Genomic DNA, 24,995 nt, shown 5'->3' with positions numbered 1-24,995 from the left:
CTTTGCGCCGCGCCGCCCGGCATCCTCTCGCCGCCGCCCGTGCTAGACTGAGGCGCGTGAGGCACACCAGCCGGACCCTGGAGGAGCTGCGGCTCCTGCTCGAGGTCGCCGCCGGGCGCCGTCCGGCCGATCTCTACCTCGAGGGCGCGCTTCTATTGAACGTATACAGCGGCGAGCTATATCGCGCCGACGTCGCGATCGCGGGCGGGCGGATCGCCTATGTCGGACTGAACCGCGGCATGGTCGGTCCGGACACTCGTGTGCTGTCGTATCCGGGGAAGGTGCTGGCGCCGGGATACATCGATCCGCATACCCACATCACCGGGATGGCGACGCCGGTGGAGTTTGCCCGCGAGGTGTTGCGAACCGGCACGACCACGCTCGTCGCCGATGCGATGCAGCTGATGCTGCAGACGCCGGCCGGCCGCCTCGCGCCGCTCCTCGAGACGCTGGCGTCGATGCCGGTGCGTCTCTTCTGGGCAATCCGTCTCCACGCGCCGTCACACCTGCCGGACGAAGGGCCCTTCGCGCTCGAGCGCGTGCGCGCGCTCCTCGCGCTCGAGGCGGTGCGAACCGTAGGCGAGGTGACGCGGTGGCCCGCCGTGTACTACGGCGACCACGACCTCATGCAGAAGATCGCCGCCGCGCTCGAAGCCGGGCGGCGCGTCGACGGGCACGCGCCGGGCGCGTCCTACGATCGCCTGACGGCGCTCACGGCGGCCGGCTGGTCCTCCGACCACGAGGGGATCACCGCGGCCGAAGTGACGAACCGTCTTCGCGCCGGCCTATATACGATGCTGCGGCACTCGTCGCTGCGTCCGGACGTCCCAGCGCTCGCGGCGGCAATCACGCCCGAACGCGCCCGGTCCGGCCGGTTGATGCTCACCGCCGACGGCCCGGAAGCCGCGACGATCGCGCGCGAAGGGTACCTCGACCACGTGATCCGGCAGGCGATCGCCGCCGGCATCGAGCCGGTGCTCGCCTACCAGATGGCGACGCTGGCGCCGGCCGCGTACCTGGGGCTCGACGAGGATCTCGGCGGCATCGCCGCGGGCCGGCGCGCCAACATCCTGGTGCTCGACGATCTCCGCGAACCCCGGCCGTCCACCGTGTTCGCGGACGGGCGCATCGCGGCGGAGGACGGCGTCTGCACCGCGGCGTTCCCGGAGATCGCCTGGTCGGAAGCCGTTCCGCGGCGCTTCGCGCCGGACTGGGATCCCGCGCCGGAGTTGTTCGAGATCCCGGCGCCGGCGCCGGCCGGCGGCGGCGCGGCGTTCCCGGCGATCGTCCTCGAGAACAGCGTGATCACGCGGCGGACGGACGTGCCGGTGACGGTGCGGGACGGCCGCCTGACCCTGCCGTCCTCCGTCGTGCGATGCGCGCTCATCGATCCGCGCGGCCGGTGGATCGTTCGCGGCGCGCTCGGCAACTTCGTCGAGCGCCTCGGCGGGCTCGCCTCCACCTTCAACGTCACGGCGCACCTCACCGTGCTGGGGCAGCACAGCGGGGACATGGCCCGCGCCGCGCGGCGGGTGCTGGAGCTCGGCGGCGGCATCGTCGCCGTCGAGGACGGCCGGACGGTGCTGGAACTGCCGCTGCCGATCGGCGGCATCATGGCGCCGGACCGGCTGCCGGTGATCGCGGAGCGGGCGGCGGCGCTCTACGCGTTCCTCCGCGCGCGGGGGTACCCGCACACGGATCCGCACTACACGCTGCTGTTTCTGCCGCTGGACTCGCTGCCGGACGTGCGGATTACGTATCGAGGCATATGGGACGTACGACGCAATAAGGTGATCGTGCCCAGGCAAGATCTCTGACGCGCAGCAAACCCTCCCTCTGCCGCAGTCGCCTGAACTAATGGCGAACGGGCGTCGATCGGGCTTGCTGCGCGCCCAACGCCTTATCTACTTTTCGATCTGAATGTTGACGTGCTTTAGCTCCGTATATTCAAACAGACCTTCGAGACCGTACTGGCGGCCCAGACCGGACTGCTTGAAGCCGCCCATCTCGGTGGACTGGTACATCTTGCCGAAGGTGTTGATCCACACGGACCCGGCGCGCACGCGCATCGCGATCTTCATCGCCTTGTTGATGTCCCGCGTCCACACCGCGGCCACGAGGCCGTAGCGCGTGTGGTTGGCGATCCGAATCGCGTCGTCCACGTCCTTGAACGTCGTGATGCCCATCACCGGGCCGAAGATCTCTTCCTGCGCGATCGTCGCGTCCGGCGACATCTCGTCGAAGACCGTCGGCGCGAGGAAGTAGCCCTTGGCCAAGTCGCCGTCGGTGAGGCGCTGCCCGCCGACGAGGAGGCGCGCCTCTTTCTTGCCGGCTTCGATAAACCCCGTGACTTTCTCCATCTGCGCCGCCGAGATCACCGGGCCGACTTCGACGCCCTTCTCCCACCCGGGCCCGACCTTCATCTTGGGAACCATCTCCTGGATCCGCGACACGAACTGGCCGTGCACGCTCTCCTCGACCAGCACGCGCGTCCCGGCGATGCAGATCTGCCCGGCGTTGTAGAAAGAGGCGGCGTTGATCGCGCCGCGAATCGCCCGGTCGAAGTTGGAGTCCGCGAACACAATCGTCGGCGACTTGCCGCCGAGCTCGAGTGAGATCTTCTTGAGGTTGCCGGAGGCGAGCCGCATGATCTCGCGTCCGGTCGACGTGTCCCCGGTGAACGAGACCATGTCCACGTCGTCGTGGCGCGCCAGCTCGGCGCCGACGGGTTCGCCGGGGCCGGTCACGATGTTGACGATGCCCTTCGGAAACTCCTCGATGCCCTCGACGATGCGGCCGAGCTCGACGGTGGAGCCCGCGGTGTAGCTCGCCGGCTTGACGATCACGGCGTTGCCCGCGGCGAGCGCCGGCGCGATCGCCCGGGCCAGCAGCGCGAGCGGCGCGTTCCACGGCACGATGATCGCCACCACGCCGACCGGCTCGCGCATGATCATGCTGATGCTGTTGGGCTGCGGAATCTGCGAACGGCCGAAGATCCAGCGCGCGAGGCCGGCGTAGTAGCTGATCGTCTCGGCGAGCCGCAGGGCCTCGCCGCGGCTGATCGGGAACGGCTTGCCGCTCTCGCGGGTCAGCTGCGTGGCGAGATCCTGGTGGCGGACGCGAACCGCCTCGGAGAATTTCGTCAACGCCGCGGTGCGCATCGCGGTGTCCTCGCGCCACTCCGTGGACTCGAAGGCCTGGCGCGCCGCACGAACGGCGGCCTGCGCGTCGTCCACCGTGGAGCGCTGGGCCCGGTAGAGCAGCTCCCCGTTGGCCGGGCTGCGGACCTCGAAGGCGCCGCCCTTGGAATCGCGCCATTCACCGCCGATGAAGTTCTTGTACGTCGCCACCTGCTGTGCCGTTGCTTCGGACATTCCCGTCCCTCCCGTCCGCCGAGTCGCCGATCTACGCCTTCAACGCTATCCCGTCCACGCGCCGTCCGGATCGAACCGCCGCAGCACGGCGAGTTCCTCCGCGGTCGGCACCGCCGTCGTATCCGGCCGCGCCGCGGCCCGCAGATCCCAGCCCGTGTGCGCGCGCACCTCGCCGATCGTCACCCCCGGGTGCACGCTCTCCAGCACCATCTCGCCCGACGCCGGATCGAACCCCATGACGGCGAGGCTCGTGATCACGCGGGCGGGGCCGCCCCGCGGGAGCCCCGCCTCGCGGCGCCACGCCCCTCCGCTGCCGTATCCCGGCGACGTCAGATAGCCGACGCGCTCGGGAAAACGCCGCAGTTCGTGCCGCATGATCACCACGGTCCGGCGCGACAGCGCCGCGATATCGGCCGCCCCGCCGCTGCCCGGCAGGCGCACACGCCTTCCGCCCTCCTCGACCCAGGTGGTGTTCAGATTGCCGAACCGGTCTACTTGCGCGCCGCCGAGGAACCCCACGTCGACGCGGCCGCGCTCGAGGTGGCTCATCACGTCGAGCAGGGTCGTGCACATCACCGCGCCGGCGATATTCGGCGGGTCGCCCATCGTAATGAGCGCGCCGGCCGGGGGCGTGTCTCGGATCACCCCGTTCTCGAACAGCCCCACCGCGCGCGGCGCGTGGGTCGCTTTGGCCACGGCAAAGCCCAAGAGCGGCAGGCGCATGCCGACGAAGACGATCTCCGTGTCGCGAATCTGCCGGGCGGCCGCGACCACCATGATCTGACGCCGCGTGGCGGCCGGCGCCTCCGCGCGCATCACAGCCCGTAGTCGACCGGGGCGGCGAGGCGCGCCGTCCGGGGACGCAGGCTCTCGACCCGGCTCGCCCCAAGCCGCGCCACGTACGCCGCGTGGTCGGGCGTTCCCGCCACCATGCGGTCGAGCCAGCCGAGGAATCCCTCGCGCGTCTTGGTCTCGGCGTGGTACTCGTCGTAGAACCGGTCGTCGCGGTTGACGTACCCCTGCGTCGGCGAGGGATGCGAGCCGTACGGCACGACCGACACCGCGCCGACCAGAAACCCCGGGATGAGCGTCCGGTTGGGATCGCTGCGGATCACCGTCTCGTCGACCAGCTCCTCGCACGTGAGCACGACGTGCCGCGCCGCGCGCGCCGCCTCGAGCGTGACGCCGAGGTTCCCCCACAGGTGCGCGTTCCCGCCGCGATCGCACCGCGGCACGTGCAGGATCGCGAGGTCGAGCTCGAGGGCCCCGACCCCGAGGAGGCGCTCGCCGGTAAACGGGCAGGTCATCTCCCTGAGGCGCTCGTGGCCGCGCAGGATCTCGCTGCCGAGGACCGTCCGCGACGGCAGAAACGGGACCCCGCGGGCCGCCGCCTCGAGGGCGAGCGCAACCGTCAGGTTTGAGTGATCTTCCATCGCGAGCGGCCGCGGGATCTGCTCCTCGACGGCGCGGCGGAAATTGTACGCGATCCCGGCCCCGACGTTGCCGACCCACGCCGCGATCACGCGCGCGACGCATCCGGCGCCGATGAGCTGGTCGAACAGGATGTCCGAGATCGGGCCGACGAGCGTCAGATCGCGCCGGCGCTGCCGGATGATCTCGTGTCCCGCCGCGAAGGGAATGCACGACTCGAGCCCCGTGCCCATCGCGATGACCGCGCCGTCGCGCGCGTACTGCGACACGGCGTCGCGGAGCGGCATCACCTTCGACACGAGGTCCGCTCCGATCAGGAATCCCGCCTGGAAGGGGGGGGCGGCGGCGGGGTGCCCCATTTCACCTGCTCGAACGCGCTGCGGCAGCCGCGGCAGTAGTACTGCGAGGTGAGCGCAGACGAACCGAAGAGGCTCATGAGCTCCGTCTCATGCGAGCCGCAGAAGGGGCACTCCGGCACGGCCCCCGCGGCGGGCGCGGATGCGCCGGCCCCGTCCGGGCGCGCGCCCTCACGGCCGGTCACGGCCTCACCCTCCTCGCGCGTTCGTCCCAGCGGCCCCACGGCAGCGGCTCCGACGGCTCCCAGCCTGCGCCCCTTTCGATTTCATGGTTGCCGGCCGCCTGCCGGCCGGCACCGCGCAGCGGCGCCGGGACGCCCGCGGCGGCGAGAACCGGCGCGAGCTGTGCGAGGAAGCGGCGGCGAAGCGCATCCCCGGCCGCGCCGAGCACGCCCGCGTCGACCAGCGTGCCGAGCGCTCCGCCGTCTCCGCGGCCGAACCAGCAGAGCGCGTCACTCCAGATGTCGCGCAGCGCCGCGGCCAGCTCCGCGCGCACCTCCGGCCCCTCCGTGGCGAGCTGGGCGAGCCAGCTCTGCCCGTGAATCGCGTGATAGCGTTCCTCTTCGATGATTTTTCGTGCCCGCTGCCGGAGCGGCAGGTAGCGCGAGTCGAGCGCCGCCTCGAGGACCGTGGCCAGCACCCGATCAAGCATCAGGTTGGCGACGATCAGCTGCGGCCAGCCCGCGAACGCGCGGTCGACGAACGCCACGGTCCGGGCGTCCGCGGCCGACCACTCGTGCTCCGACCGCCGCGGGGCGCCCGGCAGCTCTTCGAGCAGGCCGTAGAGCACGCGCGCGTGGCCCAGTTCGTCCTGCGCCATCGCGGTGGCCGCGACCCCGGCCTCGATCGTCGGGCCGCTGCTGCACCATTCCGCGTACCGGAGTCCCAGCGCGTGCTTGTTGTCCGCGAGCGCCGTGACGAGATCGACGAGCGGCGCCACACAGCCGCCCGGAAGCGCCGACGGCCGGTCCAGGAGTGTCCCCTCAGGGGACGGCGCGCTCACCGGCGGTCACGCATGCGCGTCGACCGCTTCGTCGCGCACGTCGCCGACCGCGATAATCGCGCGCCGCGGAACGACGTACATCTCGAGCCACGATTCCTCGTCGTAGATGCTGCGTGCGTAGACGCGCGCCAGCGCGTCGCCGGGCGCGGCGACCGATCCCACGTGGCGAAGCGGCTCGCCTTCCACGCGCCGGGCGAAGACCTCGTAGACGGGCTCGTCGCCGATCGTGTGCATCAGACGGAGACGCCCCAGCGGCGGAACTGCAGCCGGGCGGCGTCGCTCAGCCGTGCCTTCGTCCACACCGGATCCCACGTGATCGCAAACACGACGTCGCGGACGCCGGGCAGCCGGCGCAGGCGCTCCCGCACGTCGTCCTGGATCATCTCCATGCACGGACACGCGGTCGACGTAAAGGTGAGCGTGACGCGGACGACGCCGTCCTCAACGGCCACCCCGCAGACGAGGCCCATGTCGACGATGCTGACCGGCCACTCCGGGTCGGCGACGTCCCGCATCGCCGCCAGCACCTGTTCCGGCGTCACCGGCTCCGGGGCCGCCGCCCCGCCTGACGTCCGCTCGACCGGCGACTCCACCGCCATCGTCAGTGCCTCGACAGCGCGCGCATCTGCCGGCGGCCGCGCTGCAACATGTCGACCAGCATCCCGTTGCCCGGCCCCCGGAGCTTCCAGCGCACCAGCACCTCGTCCCACGTGATCGGCCGGTCCATCAGCCACCGCCGCTCGCCTTCGTCGAAGTCGACCGGCAGCGGATAGTCGAGCACGTAGGTGTCGGTTGCCTGCTCGTGATGCGCCGGCACCGTGAAGCCGAGGCCCTCGCACAGCGGCACCGCGGTCCGCAGCCACTGCTGGCGCAGTTGGTCGTTGGTGCTGCCCTTCAGCTTGTAGGCGATCTGGCGCCCGTGGGTCTTGAGGGTGTCCGGGAGACCGAACCACTCGACCGTCATCGGGAACATCCAATCGATCGCGCGCTGGACGTCGTCCCGCCCGCCGCCCGAGGCAAGCCGGCGCATCCCGTTCTCCCCGTGGCGCAGATGGAAATTCTCCTCCTTGTCGACTTTGGCCAGCGCGCGCCGCCACGGCCCGTAACTGCAGTGCCGGTACACGTCGCCGAGCAGCACGAAGCCCGCGCGGTCGTAGAACGCGTTGGCGACGATCAGCTCGACCCAGGAGCGCAGCGGCACGTCGAACGCGTACGGGTGCTTGAACGCCGTCGGCGCGCGGTCGTAGATCAGCGTCTCCGTGTCCACGCCGAGATCTTGAAGAATGCGGTATCCGATGTGGGCGTGGCTCAACTCGTCCTGGATGATCGCGAGCGCCGAGATGAGGTTGTTCATCGACGGCGAGTCCTTGGCCGCGGTGTAGTAGCTCGGGGCGCTGATCATTTCGGTGTCGGCGGACACGGTGAGGATGTGGATGAGCGTGCGCCGGTAGTCATCGCTCATCTCGGCGGGCGTCTCGATGATGTGTCCCTGCCGGATGCGCTCGACGATCTGTTCGTCCGTCGGCGTGCCCACCGTCGACCTCCGCGCCCGGCCCCGCCCGCCGCGGAGATCCGCGGAGGAGGCCCGGCTAATATACTACGATTTTTGCACGAACGACGTGAATAGCGTGTATAATTATTATACCACAACGATGCCCCGTGAAAGGCGGCGCATGATCGATCGCGTGCCGGATCGACGGTCCGGCCGGCGGGCGGCAGGCATCCCCCGGCCGGCCGCAATTTCATGGCGGCGGGCGAGTCCGCCGGGCAGGCGGTCCGCCGGCAGCGCCCGGTCGCTGCTCGTGACGGTGTGGGGCGACACCGTCCGTGCGCGCTGCGACGAGATCGGCGCCGCCACTCTGATCGGCCTGATGGCGCCGCTCGGGCTCACACCGCGCGCGGTCCGCGCCGCGCTGTCGCGCATGACCCGCCGCGGGTGGCTCAGCCGCCGCCGCGGCGGCCGGCGGGCGTTCTACTCGCTCACCCCCGCCGGCGCGCTTCGCCTGGAACAAGGCGTGCGGCGAGTGTACCGCACGACCGCGGAGGCGTGGGACGGACGCTGGCGGCTCTTCACTTACGTCATTCCGGAGGCGCGGCGGGCGGCCCGGGACCGGCTTCGGCGCGAACTGGCCTGGCTCGGTTTGGGGCCGCTGTCCCGCGGCACGTGGGTGACCACGCATGATCTGGCCGGCGTGCTGCGCGCGTTGAGCGCGGCGCACAGACTCGACGGCGCGGTCGCGCTCTTCGACGCGCGAAGCCTCGGTCCGGCGGACGACCGGGCGCTCGCCGAACGCTGCTGGAATCTGGACCGCATCGCCGCGCAGTACCGCCGGTTCATCACGGCGACCCGGCCGCGCGCCGCGTCGCTGCGCCGGCGGATACTCGCCGGCGCCATCGCCGACGACGCGTGCTTCGCCGAGAAGATCCGGCTCGTCCACGAGTACCGCAAGTTCCTGTTCGTGGACCCGGGACTTCCGGACCGGCTTCTGCCGTCGCGGCGTCCCGACCGGGAGGCGGCGGCGCTGTTTCGCCGGACGTACGCCCTGCTCGCGCCGCGGGCCGACCGGTTCGCCGCGCGCGTGATGGGACGCGCGGCCGCACGCCGATGAACGTCGTTCGCTACGGCACGCCGCGGGCGTTTCTCGACGCCGTCGAGCCGTTTCTGCTCCGCGACGAGGCGTGTCACAACCTCCTGCTCGGAATTCCGGCGCGCCTGGCCGCGCGCGATCCGGCCGAGGCCGAGGATGTGTATCTGGCCGCGGCACTCGATCGCGGCGAGATCGCCGGCGCGGCGATGATGACCTCGCTGTACCGGCTCGTCGTGTCGCAGACCACCCGGCCTGGCGCCGTCCGCGCGCTCGCCGAAGACGCCGCCACGCTGCGGCCCACGCCGCCCGGCGTGCACGCACCCGATCCGGTCGCATCGGAGTTCGTCGCGGCCTGGCAGCGGCTCACGGGCGAGCCGAGCCGCCTCGCGCTGCACGAGCGGATCCACCGCCTCGACGCCGTCCGGCCGGTGCCGGCCATCCCGGGCCGCCTCCGCCCGGCCGAAGACGCGGACCGCCCGCTGCTGCTCGACTGGCTGCGCGCCTTCGGCACAGAGGCATTCGGAGAAGGGAACCGTCCCGCCGGCGAAGCGGAGACCGTGCTGAACACGCGGCTCGGCAGTCCCGGCGAAGGCTTCGTGCTCTGGGACGACGCCGGTCCGCGATGCGTCGCGGGATACGGCGGAACGACCCGGCACGGCATCAAGCTCGGCCCCGTCTACACACCGCCGGAGTTTCGGAATCACGGCTATGGGACGGCGTGCGTGGCGGAGCTCAGCCGGCGGCTGCTGGAACAGGGCCGCCGCTTCTGCATGCTCTACACCGATCTGACGAACCCGACGTCCAACCGGATCTATCAGCGCATCGGCTACGAGCCGGTCTGCGACGCCGCCGAGTACCAGTTCATCCGGAACGCGCCCGCGGGATCTACCGCCCCTTGAACTGCGCCGGCCGCCGCTCCGAGAACGCGCGCACGCCCTCCACCCCGTCCTCGGTGATGAACGCCCGGAACAGCGCCTCCCGTTCGTAGGCCAGCGCATCGTCGAGCGCCATCTCGAGCCCCCGGTTGACCGTGAGCTTGATCAACCCCACGGCCACCGCGGCGCCGTTGGCCAGTCCGTCGGCGTACGCGGCCGTTTTGGCGAACAACTCCTCCGCGGGGAACACGCGGTCGACGAGCCCGATCGCGAGCGCCTCGTCGGGCGAGACCGATCGTCCGGTAATCATCAGGTCGAGCGCGCGGCTCTTGCCGATCAGGCGCGGCAGCCGCTGCGTCCCGCCGTTTCCCGGGATGATGCCGAGCGAGATCTCGGGCTGGCCGAGCCCGTACGCCCCCGCGGCGGCGAACCGCAGGTCGCACGCCAGCGCAATTTCCATGCCTCCGCCGAGGCAGTGCCCGGCAATCGCCGCGATGAACACCTTGGGGGTCGTCTCGACGCGGCGCAGCACCTCGTGCATGTGCGTGATGAACATGACCTTGTCCTCGAGCGTCGACCCGGCGAACCACTTCACGTCGGCCCCGGCGGAGAAAAACTTCGGCAGGGTGCTCCGCACGATCACCGCCCGCACGGCGGGATCGTCGCGCGCGCCGTCGACCGCCGCTTGGAACTCGCCGGCGAACTGCGGATTGTAGGCGTTGGCGGGTGCGCGGTGCAGCGAGATCACGCCGACGGCGCCTTCGCGCTCCAGGCTGATCATCTCTCCCATGGGGTCCCCTCCAGTGTCTACGATGAAGCGGAGGCCGCCGGCGGCGACAGCCGTTCGCGCAGCCGGAACCGCTGAATCTTGCCTGTGGCGGTCTTCGGCAGGTCCGGGACGAACTCGATCCACCGCGGATACTTGAACGCCGCGATCTTGTCGCGGACGAACGCCTGAATCTCGCGCGCGAGCGCGTCCGACCCGGTCTGATCGGCCTTCAGAACGACGAAGGCGTAGGGCTTGACCAGTTCGTCCGCGTCCGCGCAGCCGACGACCCCGCACTCGAGCACCGCGGGGTGCTGGATCAGCGTCGCTTCGACCTCCGCGGGGGACACCCACTGTCCGCCCGCTTTGAGCATGTCGTCCGAACGGCCGCAGTACCAGTAGTAATCGTCGTCGTCGCGATAGTACTTGTCGCCGCTCCGGAACCACTCGCCCGCGAACGTCCGCCGGGTCTGCGCGTGCTTGTTCCAGTAATAGGCGGCAACGCTGTCACCGCGCACGAGCAGGTCGCCCATTTCGCCGGGCGGCAGGTCGCGACCGCCCTCGTCCACGATCCGCACCTCATATCCCGGGACCACCTCGCCGCTGCTGCCGGGGCGCACGCGTCCGGGCCGGTTGCTGATGTAGATGTGCAGGGCCTCGGTCGACCCGATCCCGTCCAGGATCTCGACCCCGAACCGCTCTTTCCACCGCGTAAAGATCGCCGCCGGCAGCGGCTCGCCGGCCGAGACACACCGCCGCACCGCGCCGAGGCTCTTCGGGCCGTCCGCGGCGAGCATCGCGGCATATGCCGTGGGCACGCCGAAGAACAGCGTCGGCCGGTGGCGCTCGATCAGCCCGAAGTACGTCGGCGGGTCGAAGCGGCCGGGAAACAGCACGGTCGACGCGCCGACGCGCAGGGGAAAGTAGAGTCCGTTGCCGAGGCCGTAGGCGAAATACAGCTTCGCGATCGACAGGCACACGTCGTCGGGCTCGATCCCGAGCACGCCCCGCCCGTACAGCTCCGCGGCCCACAGCATGTCGTGGTGCAGGTGCACGGTGCCTTTCGGCGCGCCGGTGCTCCCGCTGCTCCACAACCAGAACGCCGGCTCGTCGCGGTGGGTCGGCGCCGGCGCGAGCCGATCGTCCGCCGCCGACAGCAGATCGGCGAGAGCGTGCCGGGCGGGCCCGGGCACGGCCGGCACCGCGTTCGTCCCGGCGACCACGACGTGGCGCAGATCCGGCGCGTCCCGCAGCGCCGGCTCGACGGCCGGAAGGAGCGCGTCGCTGACGACCAGGACGCGCGCGCGGCTGTCGCGCAGCATGTACGCATAGTCCTGGGACCGCAACGCCGTGTTCGTCGGGACCGGCACCGCGCCGATCCGGATCGCGCCCCAGAACAGATAGGCGAATTCCGGGGAATCGAGCAGGAGCAGAAAGACCCGCTCCTCCGGCCGGACGCCGAGCCCGCGCAGCGCGTTCCCGGCGCGGTTGACCTGCGCGGCGAGTTCGCCGTAGGAGATGCGGCGATCGTCCGCGTGGATCGCCACCGCGCGTTCCCGGCCCGTCTCGAGGTTATGGTCGACGAACGCGGTCGTGACGTTGAACGCGTCGGGGATGTCGAGCGACAAGTCCATGGCGCGGTCGGTTCGCGTACCCGAAGACGGTCTCCTTCGCCGCCCGCGGCACGGCCCCGCATCGGACGGAGCAGGCCGGCCGCGGCCCGTTCGCGAAGCGATGCGGCGAGCCCCGCAGGTCGACAGGAGGATCGAGAATGATTCTTCCATTCCACGGACGCACGCCGCGGATCGCCGAGAGCGCCTTCATCGCGCCGAGCGCCACCATCATCGGCGACGTGACGATCGGCGACGAGGCCAGCGTCTGGTTCGGCGCGGTGCTGCGCGGCGACGTGGGGCGAATCGAAATCGGCGCGCGGACCAGCGTGCAGGATAACGCGGTGCTGCACACCACCGACCGGATCGCCACCGTCATCGGCGACGACGTCACGATCGGCCACGGCGCGGTGCTCGAGGGCTGCACGATCGAGCGCGGCGCGCTGGTCGGCATGAATGCGGTGGTGCTCCATGAAGCCGTCGTCGGCGAGGAAGCGCTCATCGCCGCGGGCAGCGTCGTCACGGACGGCACCAAAATACCGGCCCGCACGCTCGCGGCCGGCACGCCCTGCCGGATCCGCAAGCCGCTCGAGGGCGTAGCGGCGCAGTGGATCGCCCGCGCCGGCCCGGCCTACGTGCGGTTGTCGCGGCGGTACTTGGCGGAACACGGCGCGTCGAGCGCCGCCTCGCGAACGGCCGGCGGCCGGGCGTCAGAGGGCCCGGTGCCCGGATAGCGGAGGCGCCCCGTGCCGGACTATGATCTGCTGCTGAGCGGCGGGACGGTGCTCGATCCCGCCGCCGGCGGCGACGAGGCGGGCCCGCGGAGGGCCGACGTGGCCATCGCCGGCGGACGGATCGCCGCGGTGGCACCCTCGCTGCCGCACGAGCGGGCCCGGCGCACGATCGACGTCCGGAGCGGGCTCGTCACCCCCGGCCTGATCGATCTGCACACGCACGTCTATTGGGGCGGCACCTCCCTCGGCGTCGATCCGGACGCGCTGTCGGCGGCCTCGGGCGTGACGACGCACGTGGACGCCGGCAGCAGCGGGGCCGGTAATTTCCCGGGATTCCGCCGGCACCTGATCGAGCGGGCGCAGGTCCGGGTGCTGCCGTTTCTCAACATCAGCTTTGCCGGCATCTTCGCGTTCTCGCGGCGCGTGATGGTCGGCGAGTCCATCGATCTGCGGCTGCTCAACGTGCACGAAGCGGTGCGCGTCGGCCACGAGCACCGCGATCTCATCGTCGGCATGAAAGTACGGCTGGGGCTCATCGCGGGGGAAGGCCGGGGGCTGCCGCCGCTGCAGCATACCCTTCAGGCGGCAGAGGCGCTCGGCGTCCGGATGATGGTGCACACCGACAACCCGCCGCCGACGCGGCGCGAGGTCCTGCCCTTGCTGCGGAAGGGCGACATTCTGACCCACGCCTTCCGGCCGTTCCCGAACGGCCCGACGGTCGACCCCGGCGTCACGGGCCGCATCCTGCCGGAATTGTGGGAAGCGCGGGAGCGCGGCGTCGTCATCGACATCGGGCACGGCATGGGAAGCTTCTCGTTCGAAAGCGCCGAGGCGTGCCTCGCTCAAGGGTTCCTGCCGGACGTGATCAGCAGCGACGTCCACGCCCTGTGCATCGACGGCCCGGCCTATGATCTGCCGACCACGATGTCCAAATTGCTGAGCCTCGGCATGCCGCTCGAGCGGGTGATCGCGGCGGCGACGTCCGCGCCGGCGCGCGCGATCGGCCGCCCCGACCTCGGCACGCTGCGTCCGGGTTCGCCGGCCGACGTCACGGTGCTCGACGACCGGACCGGCGCCTTCGAGTACGTGGATGTGACGGGACGGACGATGACGGGACGCCGGCGGCTCGTACCGGTGCTGACCATCGCCGGCGGGGAGGTGCTCGAGCCGCGACCGGCGCCGGACTGACCTACGGGGCGAGCCAGCGCAGCAGCGCGTAGGCGCTGAGCCCGGCGGCGATCGTCACCGGGATACTCCGCGTGCGCCAGCCGACGACCAACCCGAGGAGACCGGCCCACAGACGGACGCCCCCGAGCAGCGCCCCGGCGGGGGCCAGCAGCGCAGGCACAATCAACGCCGCGAAGAGCGCCGGCGGCAGATGGCGCAGACGACGCTCGAGCCCGGCCTCGATTCGCCCCATGGGCACGATCAGCGGCGCCGCCCGCAGCACATAGGTGATCGCCGCCATCGCGACGATGACGAGCCAGTGGTTCACCGGCGGGGTTCGGCGGCGGCGCCCGCGAGCGTCCCGCCGACCGCGGCGATCAGCAGATACCAGGACCCCGGAACGATGAGGCGGGCCGCGAGGCCGAGGCCGCCGGCCACGGCGGCGGCAATGCGCGCCGCCGGGGACCCGAGATACGGCATCAGGAGAACGAAGAAGCTCAGCGGAAAAACGAGATCCAAGCCGATCGGCCCGAGGCCGGACGCCCCCAGGCTGAGGGCGATGCCCGCCGCAGTACCCCCGAGCCACGCGAGGTAGAGACTCGTCCCCGATCCCAGAAGATACGGCGGGCCTGAGCCGCGCAGCACACGGCCGATCGACATCGCATACGACTCGTCCACGATCACGAACGCGACGCCGGCCCGCAGCATTCGCGAATACCGGCGCAGCGGCGGCGCCAGCGACGCGGACAGGAGGACGCTCCGCGTGTTCACGACAAGCGTCGTGAGCAGAATCGCAAGGGGACCGGCGCCTCCCGCAAACAAGGCTGCCGCGGCGAACTGCGCGCTGCCGGCGTAGACGAGGATCGACATGCCGGCTATCTCCGCCGCGCCGAGCCCGGCGGCGTGCGCCGCGAGCGCGTAGGCGGCGCCGAACGGCGCGACGCCCGCCCACAGCGGCACCGTCTGCAGAAATCCGTTCCAGAATCCGCTCTGCGCTATCCCATCATCCACGCGACCTGCAGGGCGGTCCGTCAACGGCGCGGCCGCGGCTCAGTACGCGGCCAGCCGGTGCATCGCGTCCGCGATCTCCGCGACCGTCGGCTGAAACGCCGCCTCGAGGCCGGTGTTGTGCGGCACCGGTGTGTCTTCGCTCGCCAGACGGATGACCGGGCCGTCCAGCGAGTCGAAGGCCTCTTCGGCGATCAGCGCGGCGATCTCGCCGCCGATGCCGCCGGTCCGCGACGCCTCGTGCACGATGAGCGCCTTGCCGGTCTTGCGCACCGACGTGAGAATCGCATCGCGATCGAGCGGCGCGAGCGTGCGCAGATCGAGCACCTCCGCCGCGATGCCGTCCGCCGCGGCGAGACCGGCCGCCTCCAGACATTTGTGGAGCATCCACCCGTACGAGATCACGGACAGCGCGGTCCCCTCGCGGACCAGTCGGGCGCGCCCGATCGGCGTGGCGTACTCGCCGTCGGGCACCTCCTCCCGCCGGAAGCGGTAGAGGTGCTTGTGCTCGAAATACATCACGGGGTTCGGATCGCGAATCGCGGCGACGAGCAGGCCCTTCGCGTCCTCGGCGAACGCGGGAGCCACGACCTTGAGGCCGGGCGTGTGCGCGAACCACGCCTCCATGCACTGCGAATGGAACGGGCCGCCCTTGACGTCGCCGCCGTACGGCATGCGCAGGACGAGCGGCAGCGGCATCCGTGTCCGCCAGTGGTACTTGGCCGCCATGTTCACGACCTGGGTGAACGCGTCCGTGACGAAATCCGCGAACTGCATCTCGACGACCGGCCGCATCCCCATCACCGCCGCGCCGATCCCGGCGCCGACGTTGGCGGTTTCCGCGAGCGGCGCATCGATGACCCGCCACGGACCAAACTCGTCGAGGAACCCCTCGGTGATCTTGAACGCGCCGCCATAGACGCCGATGTCCTCGCCCAGCACGAACACGCGGGGGTCGCGCCGCATCTCCGCGCGAAGCCCTTCGCGGATCGCCTCGAGATACGTCAGTTGCGCCACCGCCGCTCCTTCCGCGGCCGCGCGGTCCCGGCCGGCCGCGCCGCCCCGTCCGTCATTCTTCGGCGTACACGCCGTGCGTAACCGTGGCCGGATCCGGCTCGGGGCTCGCTTCCGCCCAGGCGAGACCGTCCTCGACGTCCTGCGCGACCCGGAACTGCATCGCCTCGTCGATCTCGGCGCTGAGCACGCCCCAGGCCCGCAGCCGCTCCTCGAACGCCACGATCGGGTCCCGGGCGGCCCACTCCTCCAGCAGGGCCTTCGGGACGTATGAGAACTTGTCGGCTTCGCTGTGCCCGCGGACGCGGAGCGTGCGGCACTCGATGAGCGTTGGACCCGCCCCGTCCCGCGCGCGCACCACCGCCGCCGCCGCTGCCTCGTGGACCGCCAGCACGTCGTTGCCGTCAACCGCCACGCCCGGGATCCCGTATCCCGCGGCCTTGTCGACGAACGCCTGCGCCGCGGTCTGCCGGTCGAGCGGCGTCGAGTACGCGTACTGGTTGTTCTCGAGCACGAGGACGACCGGCAGCCGGAACACCGCGGCGAAGTTGACGCCTTCGTGCCATGCGCCCGTGCTCGTCGCGCCGTCGCCAAAAAAGGTCAGGACGACGCGGGCTTCGCCGCGCTGCCGGCACGCGAGCGCCATGCCTGCCGCGACCGGCACGGAGGCCGCCATGTGGCTGATGAACGGCAGAATCCCGCGGCGCGGGTCGCCCATGTGGACGTTGCCGTCGCGCCCCCGCGTCGGGCCGCCTTCGCGGTCGAGGAACTGTGCAAAGACTTCGCCGACCGTGATGCCGCGCATGATGTACGCGGCGAGATCGCGATGCATCGGGGCGAGCAGGTCGTCGGGAGCGAGTGCCGCGGCGGCGCCGACGACGATCGCCTCGTGGCCCCACCCCGTGAAGTACGCGCCCGGAATGCGGCCCTGGTAGTAGAGTTTGACGCCTCGGTCCTCGACGGCGCGCTGGAGGCGCATGAAGTAGAGCATCTCGAGCAGCCGGTCCGCCGGCAGGCGGCCGGCACGCTCCTCGCTTCGCGGCGACTCGCGCTTTGATTTCACGGTGGCCGGCCTCTTGTCGGCCGGCATGGACTTCGCCATATTATGGAAGGTCTTCGACGCGAAGACTCGCCAGCACGGCCCGCGCCTCCTGGGCGATCGTCCGCACGACGTCGCCGGCGCCCGGCAGGTCGCGAATCAAGCCGACGCCCTGGCCCGCAAACATCGGGAAGTACTCTCCGGTCCCTCGCGCCGCGGACGCGGTGAACACGTCCTGCGCGGCGGCCCGCTGGGCGAGACCCGGCAGGACCGGGGCGCCGGACCGCGCGTATTCCTCCGCGTACGAATTGCGCAGGGCCCGCGCGAAGAGACCGGTAAACGCGTCGGTCACCGACGTCGCGCTCCCGTCGCGCTCGATGAGCGCCCGCTTGTAAAACTCCGGGGCCGTTGATTCTCGCGTCGCGACGAATCGCGTCCCGAGGAGAATCCCCTGCGCGCCGAGGGCGAGCGCGGCAACGAGCCCACGGCCGTCAACGATACCGCCTGACGCGACGACCGGAACCCGGACCGCGTCGACAATTTGAGGCACCAGGGCTACGAGGCCGACGCTTGCCTCTTCCGCGGTACGGGTTTTCACCCACGTGGACCGATGGCCCCCGGCCTCCCCGCCTTGAGCGACGATCACATCCACCCCGGACCGCTCGAGCGCCTTCGCGTCGTCGAGCCGCGCCGCCATCGCCAGGACTTTGACGCCGCGCTCGCGGCAGCGGTGCACCATTTCGGGACCGGGGTTGCCCAAGCCAATGCTCCATACCGGAACGCGCTCTTCCAGGATCACGTCGAACTGCGCATCCACGAGGTCGGGGAGCCGCGGCGGACGCGCGTCGGTCGCGGGCACTCCGAGGCGCCCACGGAACCGATTGAGCGTGCCCTGCACGGCGGCCACGGTCTCGCCCGGAATGGTCGCCGGATCGACGGGCGGCCGCAGTTCGGTGTGCAGCCAGAGATTGACGCCGAAAGGACGATCGGTCAGCTCGCGCACCTGCCGGATGCGCCGGCTCAGCTCGTCGGGCGGAACGCCGAGCCCGGCCAAGATGCCCAGTCCGCCCGCCTTTGCCACCTCGGCCACGAGGTCGGGACCGGCGACATTCCCCATGCCGGACTGGATGATCGGGTAGTCGATATGAAGAAGATCACACAGCGGCGTCCGTAGGGCCCGGTCCACACGCCACCTCCATGCCGCGGCCGCCGTTCGCAGGGGCCGCCGTCCACGTCGCGATTTCATTCTACAACGGCCGGAGAGCGGCCTCGTCATGCGGAAGGGATTATCCGGACGGCAAATCGGACCCGCGGAAACATCCCTTGAAGACGTCGGACCTCGGCGGAGACGCGATGAAGACGGTGCGCGCAAACGCTGCAAAGGGATTCTTCGATGTGGTGGCCGGGACATCCCGATCGCAGGCGGCGACGATGGTGCTCAAGCCCGGTCAGTCCACCGGCGGCGACGACAACGTCCACGCCGGCGCGGATAAGTGGCTCTACGTCATCGCGGGCCGCGGTGAGGCGACCGTCGAGCGGCGAACGGTGCCGATCGAGACGGGACACCTCCTGCTCATCGAAGCCGGCGAGCATCACGAAATCCGCAACACCGGTGGAGACCCGCTCGTCACCGTCAACGTCTACGCGCCGCCCGAATATTAGCCGGCCGCCGCCCCTTCGACCGACAATCCGGTCAGCTCCCGGAGGGCCCGCTCGACATAGACCCGCGTCATCTTCTTGCGGTAGCCGATCGTCAAATCGGCGTTGTCGAGCGGCCGCGACGGCTGGGCCGCCGCCTGCGCGGCGTGCGCCACGAGATCCTCGGCGGGATGCCGCCCGCGCAAGAGCGCCGCCGCCTGCGGGGCCTCCACGGGATGCGAGGCGACCCCGCCGAGCACGATCCGCGCATCCGCGATGCGGCCGTCAGGCTCGAATCGGAGCGCGGCCGCAACGCCGAGAATGGGAAAATCGAACGACCCGCGCCGCCGCAGCTTCCAATAGGTCGAGCGCCACCCGTCGGCCGGCGGCAGGATCACCTCGACCAGCAGCTCCTCCGGGGATTTGGCGAGGTACTGCATTCCGTCGTCTCGGTAGAACTCGGCGGCCGGGACGGTCCGCTCGCCGCCCGGTCCGACGAGCCGGAGCCGCGCGTCGAGGGCGATCGCGGCGGGCGCCGTGTCGGTCGAGGAGATCGCCCAGCAGCGCGGGCTGCCGGGCGCCACCAGACAGATGTCGCCGTCCTTCTTCATGCAGAAGCCGATCGACTTACGCCAGTGAAAGGTCTGATTGTAATAGTTGCACCGCGTGTCGAGGCAGAGGTTGCCGCCGATCGTGCCCATGTTGCGAAGCGGCGGCGTGCTCACGGCGCCGGCCGCAAGCGCCAGGGCGCGATATCGGTCCGCGATGCCGGCGTCGGCGGCGAGGCGGGTCAGGGTCACACACGCGCCCACGGTCATCCCGCGGTCCGGATCGCCGGCGAGCCGCCGCAACTCGGGGATGCCGCGCAGCCCCACGAGCGTCTTCGGCTCGAACTGCCGGCGCTTCATGTTCGGATAGAGGTCCGTGCCGCCGGCGACCGGCATACCGTCGGGGGCGGTCTCGCCGAGGAAGCCGATCGCCTTTTCCAAGGTGCGCGGCGCGAGGTACACGAACGGCGGAAGACGCAGCATCAGCGGTCCTCCCTGTCCGCGGCGTCCGGGCCGGTCGCGCGCCCGGGGTCTCGACCGCGACGGGCGCTCCCGGCGGCGTCGAGGTCCGTCCCCGTATGGAGGCGCCGCGCGGGGCCCTGCGCGCCACCGGCCACGAGTGTATCCGGCCGCCACGCCTGATCCCATCCGGCCGGCGGCTCGACGACAAGCGGCGGGCGAAACGGGAACGCGGGGATGCCGCGCGGCCCGACGCGCGCGGGTCCGCCCTTCGCCCGCTGCTCCATCGCGGCGAGCACCTTGTCGGGCGAGATCGGAATCTCGTCGATCCGCACGCCCACCGCGTCGTGAACCGCGTTGGCGACGGCAGGGATCACGGGCAGGAGCGGTCCCTGCCCCGCCTCCTTCGCGCCGAAGGGGCCTTCCGGGTCGTCGCTTTCGACCAGGATTGTCTCGACCGGCGGCATCTCCAGAAACGTCGGGCTCTTGTACTCGAGCATCGACGGAATCTTGTGGAGGCCCTTGCGGAAGGTCTGCTCCTCCATCAGGGCCTCGCCGAGCGCCATGTAGACGCTGCCCTCAATCTGTCCGATCACCAGCGTCTCGTTGATCGCGCGGCCGATGTCGTGCGCGATCCAGACCCGCTCCACCCGCACGTCGCCGGTGGCCCGATCCACCTGGACCTCGACCGCCGCCGCGGAGAAGGAGTAGGCCGGCGACGGCCCGACCCCCGAGCCCTTGTAGGGCCCGGCGAGGCGCGGCGGCCGGTACGAGCCCACCGTGGTGAGCGCGCCGAACATCGCCTCCGCGAGGGCCGCGGCCTCCGCGAACGTCACGCCGCGGGGCGGATCGCCGGCCGCGTGGATGCGATGGTCGCCGACGACCAGGTCGTCGCGGTCGACTTCGAGATGCTCGGACACCGCGGCGCAGAGGAGGTCGCGGGCCTTGCCGGCGGCGGCGAGCGCCGCGTTGCCGGCCATGAACGTCACGCGGCTGCTGTATGAGCCGAGGTCGATGGGGGTGAGGTCCGTGTCCGCAGTGACGAGGCTGATCTCGGCGGGGTCGAGCCCGAGCACCTCGGCGGCGACGCCGGCCAGCACCGAATCGCTCCCCTGCCCGATATCGATCGCGCCGCAGTAGAGGGTGACCCCGCCGCCGCGATCGACGCGCAGCTGCACCTCGCTGTGCGGCATGTCGTTCCAGTAGATCGGGAGACCGGCGCCGCTCAGATAGGCGCTCACCGCGAGGCCGATGCCGCGTCCGGCCGGCAGGCGGCGGTGCTTCTCGCGAAATCCGCTCGCCGCGACGACGCGCTCGATGCACTCCCGCAGGCCGTTGCTCGTGATCCGGAGGTGGTTCACCGTGCGCGTGAACGGCGCGGTCGCGTTCACGAGGCGGATCGCGGCGGGATCCATGCCCAGGTCCTCGGCGAGCTTGTCCAACTGGATCTCGATGCCGAAGCGGGGCTGGGGCGTGCCGTGGCCGCGCTTCGGACCGCACGGCGGCTTGTTGGTCCAAAACCGCGCGCCCTCGAACTTGTACGCGGGAATGCGGTACGTCACCGTCTGCAGCGCGCCGGTGTAATAGGTCGTCGCGACCCCGTACGAGCCGTAGGCGCCGCCGTCGAGAAACGTGCGGATGTGGCAGGCCGTGATCCGGCCGTCGCGCCGGACGCCGGTGCGGATCCACATCAGCACCGGGTGCCGGCCGCGGTGCGCGTAGAACACCTCTTCGCGTGTGAGCGTGATCTTCACCGGCCGGCCCGTCAGGAGGGCCAGCTTGGCGGCGCAGATCTCGTGGCTGAACGGGTCGCTCTTGCCGCCAAAGCCGCCGCCGACCGGCGTGGCGATCACGCGAATCGCGCTCATCGGCAGGCCGAGGACCTTGCTGAGCGCCCGGTGTACGTAATGCGGCGTCTGCGACGACGTCCAGAGGGTCACGCGGCCCGCCGCGTCGCGCTGCGCGACGGCGCTGTGCTGCTCCATCGGCAGATGCGTGTTGCCCTGGAAGAAAAACACGTCCTCGCGCACGTGCTCCGCCGCCGCGAAGCCGGCCGTCACGTCGCCGAACTCCAGCGAGACGTTCTTGTGCACGTGAGGGCCCGGGCCGTCGCCGTAGTCCTGGATGCGGACGGTCCCCCCGCTCGAGGACGGGGCGGCCGCCTCGTCGATCGACATGACCGGCGTGAGCGGTTCGTACTCGACGTCGATCGCCCCGCACGCCCGCTCCGCGGTCTCCTCGTCCACGGCCGCGACGGCGGCGATCGGATCGCCGACGTAGCGCACCTTATCCAGGCACAGGGTCTCTTCGTCCTGGCTGCTCGGCATGATGCCGAACTTCACCGGCAGGTCGGCCCCGGTGATGACGGCGTGCACTCCGGGCATGGCCCGGGCGCGGCTTGCGTCGAGACGCCGGATGCGCGCGTGCGGCAGGTGGCTTCGCAGCAGCCGGCCGTGCAGCATGCGGGGCAGCAGCAGGTCGTCGGCATAGACCGTCTGTCCGGTGGTCTTGCCGGGCCCGTCCACGCGCCGCCAGGGACGCCCGATGATGCGCAGTTTGCCGTGGTCCGCCATCAACGTGCTCCTTCGCGCATGCGCTGCGCCGCCAGCTCGACCGCTTCGAGAATCTTCAGGTAGCCGGTGCAGCGGCAGAGATTCCCGGCGAGCCAGGACGCGATGGCCTCGCGCGACGGCGCGGGGTTGCGATCGAGCAGCGCCTTCGCCGCCAGCACGATGCCGGGCGTGCAGTACCCGCACTGCGCCGCGCCGAGATCCGCGAACGCCGCCTGCAGCGGATGCGGCGCGCCGGGCGCGGCCACCCCTTCGATCGTCGTGATCTCGCTGTCCTGAACGTCCACGGGTAGGGTGAGACAGCTCAACACCGGCTCGCCGTCGACGAGCACCGTGCACGTGCCGCACTCACCCAGTTCACAGCCGTGCTTGGTTCCGGTCAATCCGAGGTCCTCGCGGAGCACCTCGAGCAGCGTCTTGTGCACCGGCGCGATGAGATCGCGGGTCTCGCCGTTGACGCGGAGGGCCAGCGCGGTTTTCATGGCGTCCCGTCACGCGGTCCCGGGTCTCTGGCCTGCCGGAGGGCCTCGGCCAGGCCCTGTGCCGATGTCCGCAGCGCCGGTACCCACTCCCGCAGCGTCGCCATCGACACCCGGGAAGCGACCGCGATAATGGAGTACGCGCCGATCAACTCGCGCCGGCCCGCACCGCCGAGGAGCACGGGCACCGACACCGCCCGGATGCCCTCCTGGAACTCCATGTCGTCGAGCGCGAATCCCGCGCGCCGGACCTTGCCGAGTTCCCGCCGCCACCGGTCCATCTCGGTGATCGACCGGCCGGTATACGCCGGCAGGACCGCGGGCAGGCTGCGGGGCGCGGCATCGAACGCCTCGATCACCTTGGCCACGGCGCCCGCGTGCGGCGGCATGCGGAAGCCGGGCGGGGCCGTCACTTTGAGACGTTGCGGCGACTCCTCGCTCGCCACGATGATCGAGCCGTCGCCGTCCGCGGTGTGCAGGGCGACGGTCTCCGCGCTGAGCCGGCTCAGGTCGACGAGGTGCGGCCGGGCCAGACTGCCGAGGTTGTCCGGGTCCTGCGCGGCCCGGCCGAGTGCCACCAGCGCGGACCCGAGCCGGTAGCGCCGCGTCGCCGGGTCCCGCTCCACGAGGTCGAAGGCGCTGAGCGTACCGAGGATGCCGTGCGCCGTGCTCTTGTAGATGCCGACCGCGCGCGCGAGATCGGTGAGGCTCGCCTCGCGCCGCCCGGCCAGCGCGCGAAGGATGCCGGCCGCGCGGGCCACGGCGGGCACGGAACGCGAGGTAAGGCGTACCGCGGTATCCGGCACGATCGGGCCTCCCTGCCCGTCTGGCGCGAGATTCCGCCGCGCCCGGGACGGGTCGTCATGATTCGATACTCCGAACACTAGTTCCGTAGATAGAACTACTGCGAGGGCGCGTCCAGCTCCTGCCCTGCGGCCGACGAGGCATTATCGTCCCCAGGGAACTGCGGCGGCCACCCCGCCGCTTTTGCCAACAATCGGGCCGCCAACCTATGGCGCGGTGGGGCATGAGTCGAGTAAATTAGCCACTGACCGAAGGGAAGTTTCATTCGGGGGGAGAGACCGATGCGCAGGGTTTCGACATGCGCCGGCGCACTGCTCGCAGTCATCGTTTTCACCGCGGCGTCGGCCGCGATCGCTTCCGCGCCCGCGCCTAACCGCACCGAACTGACCCGCAGTTACACACTGCCGTACCGGATCGCAGAGGCTCCGGCATCGTCGGTGATGGAGGTCACGATGCTGGCTCTCCTCAACCAGTCCCGCGAGGCGGCGGGGCTGTCGCCGCTGAGGGCCAACACCACCCTCCGCACGGTCGCGAGAACGCACGGATCCGACATGTTTGCCTATGGATATCTCTCGCACGAATCACGGGACGGCCGGCTGCCGCTCGCGCGCGTGGAAGCCGCGGGACTCTCGCCGTGGCACGTCGGTGAGAATCTCGCGTACGCGCAGGACGTCCAGGAAGCCCACCGGCTGCTGATGAACAGCCCGGGACACCGCGCCAACATCCTCTCGCCGGTCTATCGCTGGATCGGCATCGGCGTGATGGATGGCGGACCGCACGGCGTGATCGTCGTCGAGGACTTCACCGACTAGTTCGAATTTCTCGAGCCGCTTCTGCCCGAGCAAACGGTTGACCCGCGCGGGGCTGCGCCCCGCGCGGGTCAATTGCCGATTCGTCACCTTTAGAACCGCATAGAACGTTACGTCTGCTTACGGAACCCCCGCGCGAAGAGCAGCAGCCCGAGCATGCCGAGCAGGGATCCTACCCACTGCCCGCCGGTCACGAGCGTCGCCCAAGCCGGTGAGAGTCCGTTGAACGGAAGCGTACGCGGCTTGACCTGCGCCGCTCCCAGTATCGCCGGCTGCGTTGGAGCGGATGGCGCGGTCTGCTGCGCGCCCAGTACCGCTGGAGCCGGCGCTGCTGCCGCCGGAGCCGAAGGAGCCGCCGCGCCTGGAGCCGCGCCTGGAGCTACCGCACCGGGAGCCGCCGTGACAACTTCCGGCGCCGCTGGCTGAGCCGCCGGAGCGGCTTCAATCGGAGCCGCAACCACTGCAGCTCCTGCAGCCCCAGCACCGGCCGCGCCGGCTTCCGCGCCGCCGCCCCCAGCGGACTCGCCGTTCGACTCAGGTGGCAGAGTGACGGTGGCACCGCTGCTTACGCTAGTCGTGGTCGTCGCGCCGGTCGACACGCCGCCGGTCGTTCCGCCCGTTGTTCCACCGGTCGTTCCGCCGGTCGTCCCGCCGGTTGTGCCGCCGGTCGTTCCGCCGGTTGTTCCCCCGGTCGTCCCGCCGGTTGTGCCGCCGGTCGTTCCG

General features: G+C 70.9%; 26 protein-coding genes. 7 read left to right on the top strand and 19 right to left on the bottom strand.

Translation table 11 applies throughout. The features are described from left to right. The first annotated feature begins 56 nt into the window (after positions 1-56). Complete coding sequence (locus VKT83_12830; GenBank protein ID HLY23342.1) at positions 57-1,817, top strand: adenine deaminase C-terminal domain-containing protein; 1,761 nt, start codon at positions 57-59, stop codon at positions 1,815-1,817. 87 nt (positions 1,818-1,904) lie between these two features. On the opposite strand, the gene VKT83_12825 is transcribed toward VKT83_12830, so the two are convergent. From VKT83_12825 to VKT83_12790, 8 genes are read right to left on the bottom strand one after another with little or no spacing between them, the layout of a single operon-like run. Then, the gene (locus VKT83_12825) at positions 1,905-3,374 is read right to left on the bottom strand and encodes an aldehyde dehydrogenase family protein (protein HLY23341.1); all 1,470 of its coding nucleotides are present in this window, start codon (positions 3,372-3,374) and stop codon (positions 1,905-1,907) included. A gap of 45 nt (positions 3,375-3,419) precedes the next feature. Further along, positions 3,420-4,190 (bottom strand): CoA-transferase, encoded by a 771-nt coding sequence (locus VKT83_12820; GenBank protein HLY23340.1) that lies wholly within the window; start codon positions 4,188-4,190, stop codon positions 3,420-3,422. Further along, positions 4,190-5,104 carry a CoA-transferase gene (locus VKT83_12815; protein ID HLY23339.1) on the bottom strand — a complete coding sequence of 305 codons (915 nt, stop codon included), beginning with the start codon at positions 5,102-5,104 and terminating at the stop codon, positions 4,190-4,192. Before VKT83_12815 ends, VKT83_12820 begins: the two co-directional genes overlap by 1 nt. A 14-nt stretch (positions 5,105-5,118) precedes the next feature. Continuing rightward, a complete protein-coding gene (locus tag VKT83_12810; GenBank protein HLY23338.1) occupies positions 5,119-5,346 on the bottom strand; it encodes a hypothetical protein in 228 nt (75 codons plus the stop codon). Next, a complete protein-coding gene (locus tag VKT83_12805) occupies positions 5,343-6,164 on the bottom strand; it encodes a Phenylacetic acid catabolic protein (protein ID HLY23337.1) in 822 nt (273 codons plus the stop codon). Before VKT83_12805 ends, VKT83_12810 begins: the two co-directional genes overlap by 4 nt. A 6-nt stretch (positions 6,165-6,170) precedes the next feature. Next, a complete protein-coding gene (locus tag VKT83_12800; GenBank protein HLY23336.1) occupies positions 6,171-6,398 on the bottom strand; it encodes a hypothetical protein in 228 nt (75 codons plus the stop codon). After that, complete coding sequence (locus tag VKT83_12795; protein HLY23335.1) at positions 6,398-6,763, bottom strand: metal-sulfur cluster assembly factor; 366 nt, start codon at positions 6,761-6,763, stop codon at positions 6,398-6,400. Before VKT83_12795 ends, VKT83_12800 begins: the two co-directional genes overlap by 1 nt. Before the next feature lie 2 nt (positions 6,764-6,765). Then, complete coding sequence (locus VKT83_12790) at positions 6,766-7,698, bottom strand: Phenylacetic acid catabolic protein (GenBank protein ID HLY23334.1); 933 nt, start codon at positions 7,696-7,698, stop codon at positions 6,766-6,768. 139 nt (positions 7,699-7,837) lie between these two features. On the opposite strand from VKT83_12790, the gene VKT83_12785 reads away from it, so the two are divergent. Next, positions 7,838-8,773, top strand: coding sequence for a PaaX family transcriptional regulator C-terminal domain-containing protein (locus VKT83_12785; protein ID HLY23333.1), 936 nt, complete (start codon positions 7,838-7,840; stop codon positions 8,771-8,773). Further along, positions 8,770-9,651, top strand: a complete 882-nt coding sequence (locus tag VKT83_12780) for a GNAT family N-acetyltransferase (GenBank protein ID HLY23332.1) — start codon at positions 8,770-8,772, stop codon at positions 9,649-9,651. The genes VKT83_12785 and VKT83_12780 overlap by 4 nt, the downstream gene beginning before the upstream one ends. Here VKT83_12780 and VKT83_12775 read toward each other — a convergent pair. Both VKT83_12775 and VKT83_12770 read right to left on the bottom strand, forming a co-directional pair. Beyond that, entirely contained in the window at positions 9,638-10,417 is a 780-nt protein-coding gene (locus tag VKT83_12775) for an enoyl-CoA hydratase/isomerase family protein (protein ID HLY23331.1), read from the bottom strand. The genes VKT83_12780 and VKT83_12775 overlap by 14 nt on opposite strands. Before the next feature lie 17 nt (positions 10,418-10,434). Beyond that, positions 10,435-12,027, bottom strand: coding sequence for a benzoate-CoA ligase family protein (locus VKT83_12770; GenBank protein HLY23330.1), 1,593 nt, complete (start codon positions 12,025-12,027; stop codon positions 10,435-10,437). Positions 12,028-12,164: 137 nt separating this feature from the next. Here VKT83_12770 and VKT83_12765 point away from each other — a divergent pair, with 137 nt between their 5' ends. After that, a complete protein-coding gene (locus VKT83_12765) occupies positions 12,165-12,737 on the top strand; it encodes a gamma carbonic anhydrase family protein (protein HLY23329.1) in 573 nt (190 codons plus the stop codon). A 12-nt stretch (positions 12,738-12,749) separates the two neighbouring features. Continuing rightward, positions 12,750-13,925 (top strand): amidohydrolase/deacetylase family metallohydrolase, encoded by a 1,176-nt coding sequence (locus VKT83_12760; protein HLY23328.1) that lies wholly within the window; start codon positions 12,750-12,752, stop codon positions 13,923-13,925. 1 nt (position 13,926) lies between these two features. Here VKT83_12760 and VKT83_12755 read toward each other — a convergent pair whose 3' ends face one another. From VKT83_12755 to VKT83_12735, 5 genes are read right to left on the bottom strand one after another with little or no spacing between them, the layout of a single operon-like run. Beyond that, a complete protein-coding gene (locus VKT83_12755; GenBank protein ID HLY23327.1) occupies positions 13,927-14,232 on the bottom strand; it encodes an AzlD domain-containing protein in 306 nt (101 codons plus the stop codon). Then, entirely contained in the window at positions 14,229-14,915 is a 687-nt protein-coding gene (locus VKT83_12750; GenBank protein HLY23326.1) for an AzlC family ABC transporter permease, read from the bottom strand. The genes VKT83_12755 and VKT83_12750 overlap by 4 nt, the downstream gene beginning before the upstream one ends. Before the next feature lie 39 nt (positions 14,916-14,954). Then, complete coding sequence (locus tag VKT83_12745) at positions 14,955-15,929, bottom strand: alpha-ketoacid dehydrogenase subunit beta (protein ID HLY23325.1); 975 nt, start codon at positions 15,927-15,929, stop codon at positions 14,955-14,957. Positions 15,930-15,981: 52 nt separating this feature from the next. Beyond that, a complete protein-coding gene (locus VKT83_12740) occupies positions 15,982-17,028 on the bottom strand; it encodes a thiamine pyrophosphate-dependent dehydrogenase E1 component subunit alpha (protein HLY23324.1) in 1,047 nt (348 codons plus the stop codon). Between the two features lies 1 nt (position 17,029). Further along, entirely contained in the window at positions 17,030-18,151 is a 1,122-nt protein-coding gene (locus VKT83_12735) for a nitronate monooxygenase family protein (GenBank protein HLY23323.1), read from the bottom strand. A 137-nt stretch (positions 18,152-18,288) separates the two neighbouring features. Between VKT83_12735 and VKT83_12730 the strand changes: the two genes are divergently transcribed. Next, on the top strand, positions 18,289-18,627 hold the full coding sequence (locus VKT83_12730; protein HLY23322.1) for a cupin domain-containing protein: 339 nt from the start codon (positions 18,289-18,291) through the stop codon (positions 18,625-18,627). Here VKT83_12730 and VKT83_12725 read toward each other — a convergent pair. The 4 genes from VKT83_12725 to VKT83_12710 are packed head-to-tail and all read right to left on the bottom strand — an operon-like array spanning position 18,624 to position 23,465. Next, complete coding sequence (locus VKT83_12725; protein HLY23321.1) at positions 18,624-19,634, bottom strand: FAD binding domain-containing protein; 1,011 nt, start codon at positions 19,632-19,634, stop codon at positions 18,624-18,626. The two genes, VKT83_12730 and VKT83_12725, sit on opposite strands and share 4 nt — an antisense overlap. Next, complete coding sequence (locus VKT83_12720; protein ID HLY23320.1) at positions 19,634-22,183, bottom strand: molybdopterin cofactor-binding domain-containing protein; 2,550 nt, start codon at positions 22,181-22,183, stop codon at positions 19,634-19,636. Before VKT83_12720 ends, VKT83_12725 begins: the two co-directional genes overlap by 1 nt. Further along, positions 22,183-22,662: a (2Fe-2S)-binding protein gene (locus VKT83_12715; protein HLY23319.1), complete on the bottom strand. Its 480-nt coding sequence runs from the start codon at positions 22,660-22,662 to the stop codon at positions 22,183-22,185. The genes VKT83_12720 and VKT83_12715 overlap by 1 nt, the downstream gene beginning before the upstream one ends. Continuing rightward, the gene (locus VKT83_12710) at positions 22,659-23,465 is read right to left on the bottom strand and encodes an IclR family transcriptional regulator (GenBank protein HLY23318.1); all 807 of its coding nucleotides are present in this window, start codon (positions 23,463-23,465) and stop codon (positions 22,659-22,661) included. Before VKT83_12710 ends, VKT83_12715 begins: the two co-directional genes overlap by 4 nt. A gap of 279 nt (positions 23,466-23,744) precedes the next feature. Here VKT83_12710 and VKT83_12705 point away from each other — a divergent pair, with 279 nt between their 5' ends. Further along, the gene (locus VKT83_12705; protein ID HLY23317.1) at positions 23,745-24,275 is read left to right on the top strand and encodes a CAP domain-containing protein; all 531 of its coding nucleotides are present in this window, start codon (positions 23,745-23,747) and stop codon (positions 24,273-24,275) included. Positions 24,276-24,995 lie beyond the last annotated feature (720 nt).

This window comes from bacterium (assembly GCA_035308905.1).
GTDB lineage: Bacteria > Sysuimicrobiota > Sysuimicrobiia > Sysuimicrobiales > Segetimicrobiaceae > DASSJF01.
This window is presented reverse-complemented; position numbering and strand designations above follow the sequence as displayed.

Excerpts from the sequence above, each read along its gene's own strand:
- VKT83_12770 (HLY23330.1), bottom strand. The coding sequence starts at position 12,027 with ATGGACTTGTCGCTCGACATCCCCGACGCGTTCAACGTCACGACCGCG.
- VKT83_12775 (HLY23331.1), bottom strand. The coding sequence starts at position 10,417 with ATGGGAGAGATGATCAGCCTGGAGCGCGAAGGCGCCGTCGGCGTGATC.
- VKT83_12705 (HLY23317.1), top strand. The coding sequence starts at position 23,745 with ATGCGCAGGGTTTCGACATGCGCCGGCGCACTGCTCGCAGTCATCGTT.
- VKT83_12825 (HLY23341.1), bottom strand. The coding sequence starts at position 3,374 with ATGTCCGAAGCAACGGCACAGCAGGTGGCGACGTACAAGAACTTCATC.
- VKT83_12780 (HLY23332.1), top strand. The coding sequence starts at position 8,770 with ATGAACGTCGTTCGCTACGGCACGCCGCGGGCGTTTCTCGACGCCGTC.
- VKT83_12785 (HLY23333.1), top strand. The coding sequence starts at position 7,838 with ATGATCGATCGCGTGCCGGATCGACGGTCCGGCCGGCGGGCGGCAGGC.
- VKT83_12740 (HLY23324.1), bottom strand. The coding sequence starts at position 17,028 with ATGGCGAAGTCCATGCCGGCCGACAAGAGGCCGGCCACCGTGAAATCA.
- VKT83_12765 (HLY23329.1), top strand. The coding sequence starts at position 12,165 with ATGATTCTTCCATTCCACGGACGCACGCCGCGGATCGCCGAGAGCGCC.
- VKT83_12720 (HLY23320.1), bottom strand. The coding sequence starts at position 22,183 with ATGGCGGACCACGGCAAACTGCGCATCATCGGGCGTCCCTGGCGGCGC.
- VKT83_12725 (HLY23321.1), bottom strand. The coding sequence starts at position 19,634 with ATGCTGCGTCTTCCGCCGTTCGTGTACCTCGCGCCGCGCACCTTGGAA.
- VKT83_12715 (HLY23319.1), bottom strand. The coding sequence starts at position 22,662 with ATGAAAACCGCGCTGGCCCTCCGCGTCAACGGCGAGACCCGCGATCTC.
- VKT83_12800 (HLY23336.1), bottom strand. The coding sequence starts at position 6,398 with ATGCACACGATCGGCGACGAGCCCGTCTACGAGGTCTTCGCCCGGCGC.
- VKT83_12795 (HLY23335.1), bottom strand. The coding sequence starts at position 6,763 with ATGGCGGTGGAGTCGCCGGTCGAGCGGACGTCAGGCGGGGCGGCGGCC.
- VKT83_12820 (HLY23340.1), bottom strand. The coding sequence starts at position 4,190 with ATGCGCGCGGAGGCGCCGGCCGCCACGCGGCGTCAGATCATGGTGGTC.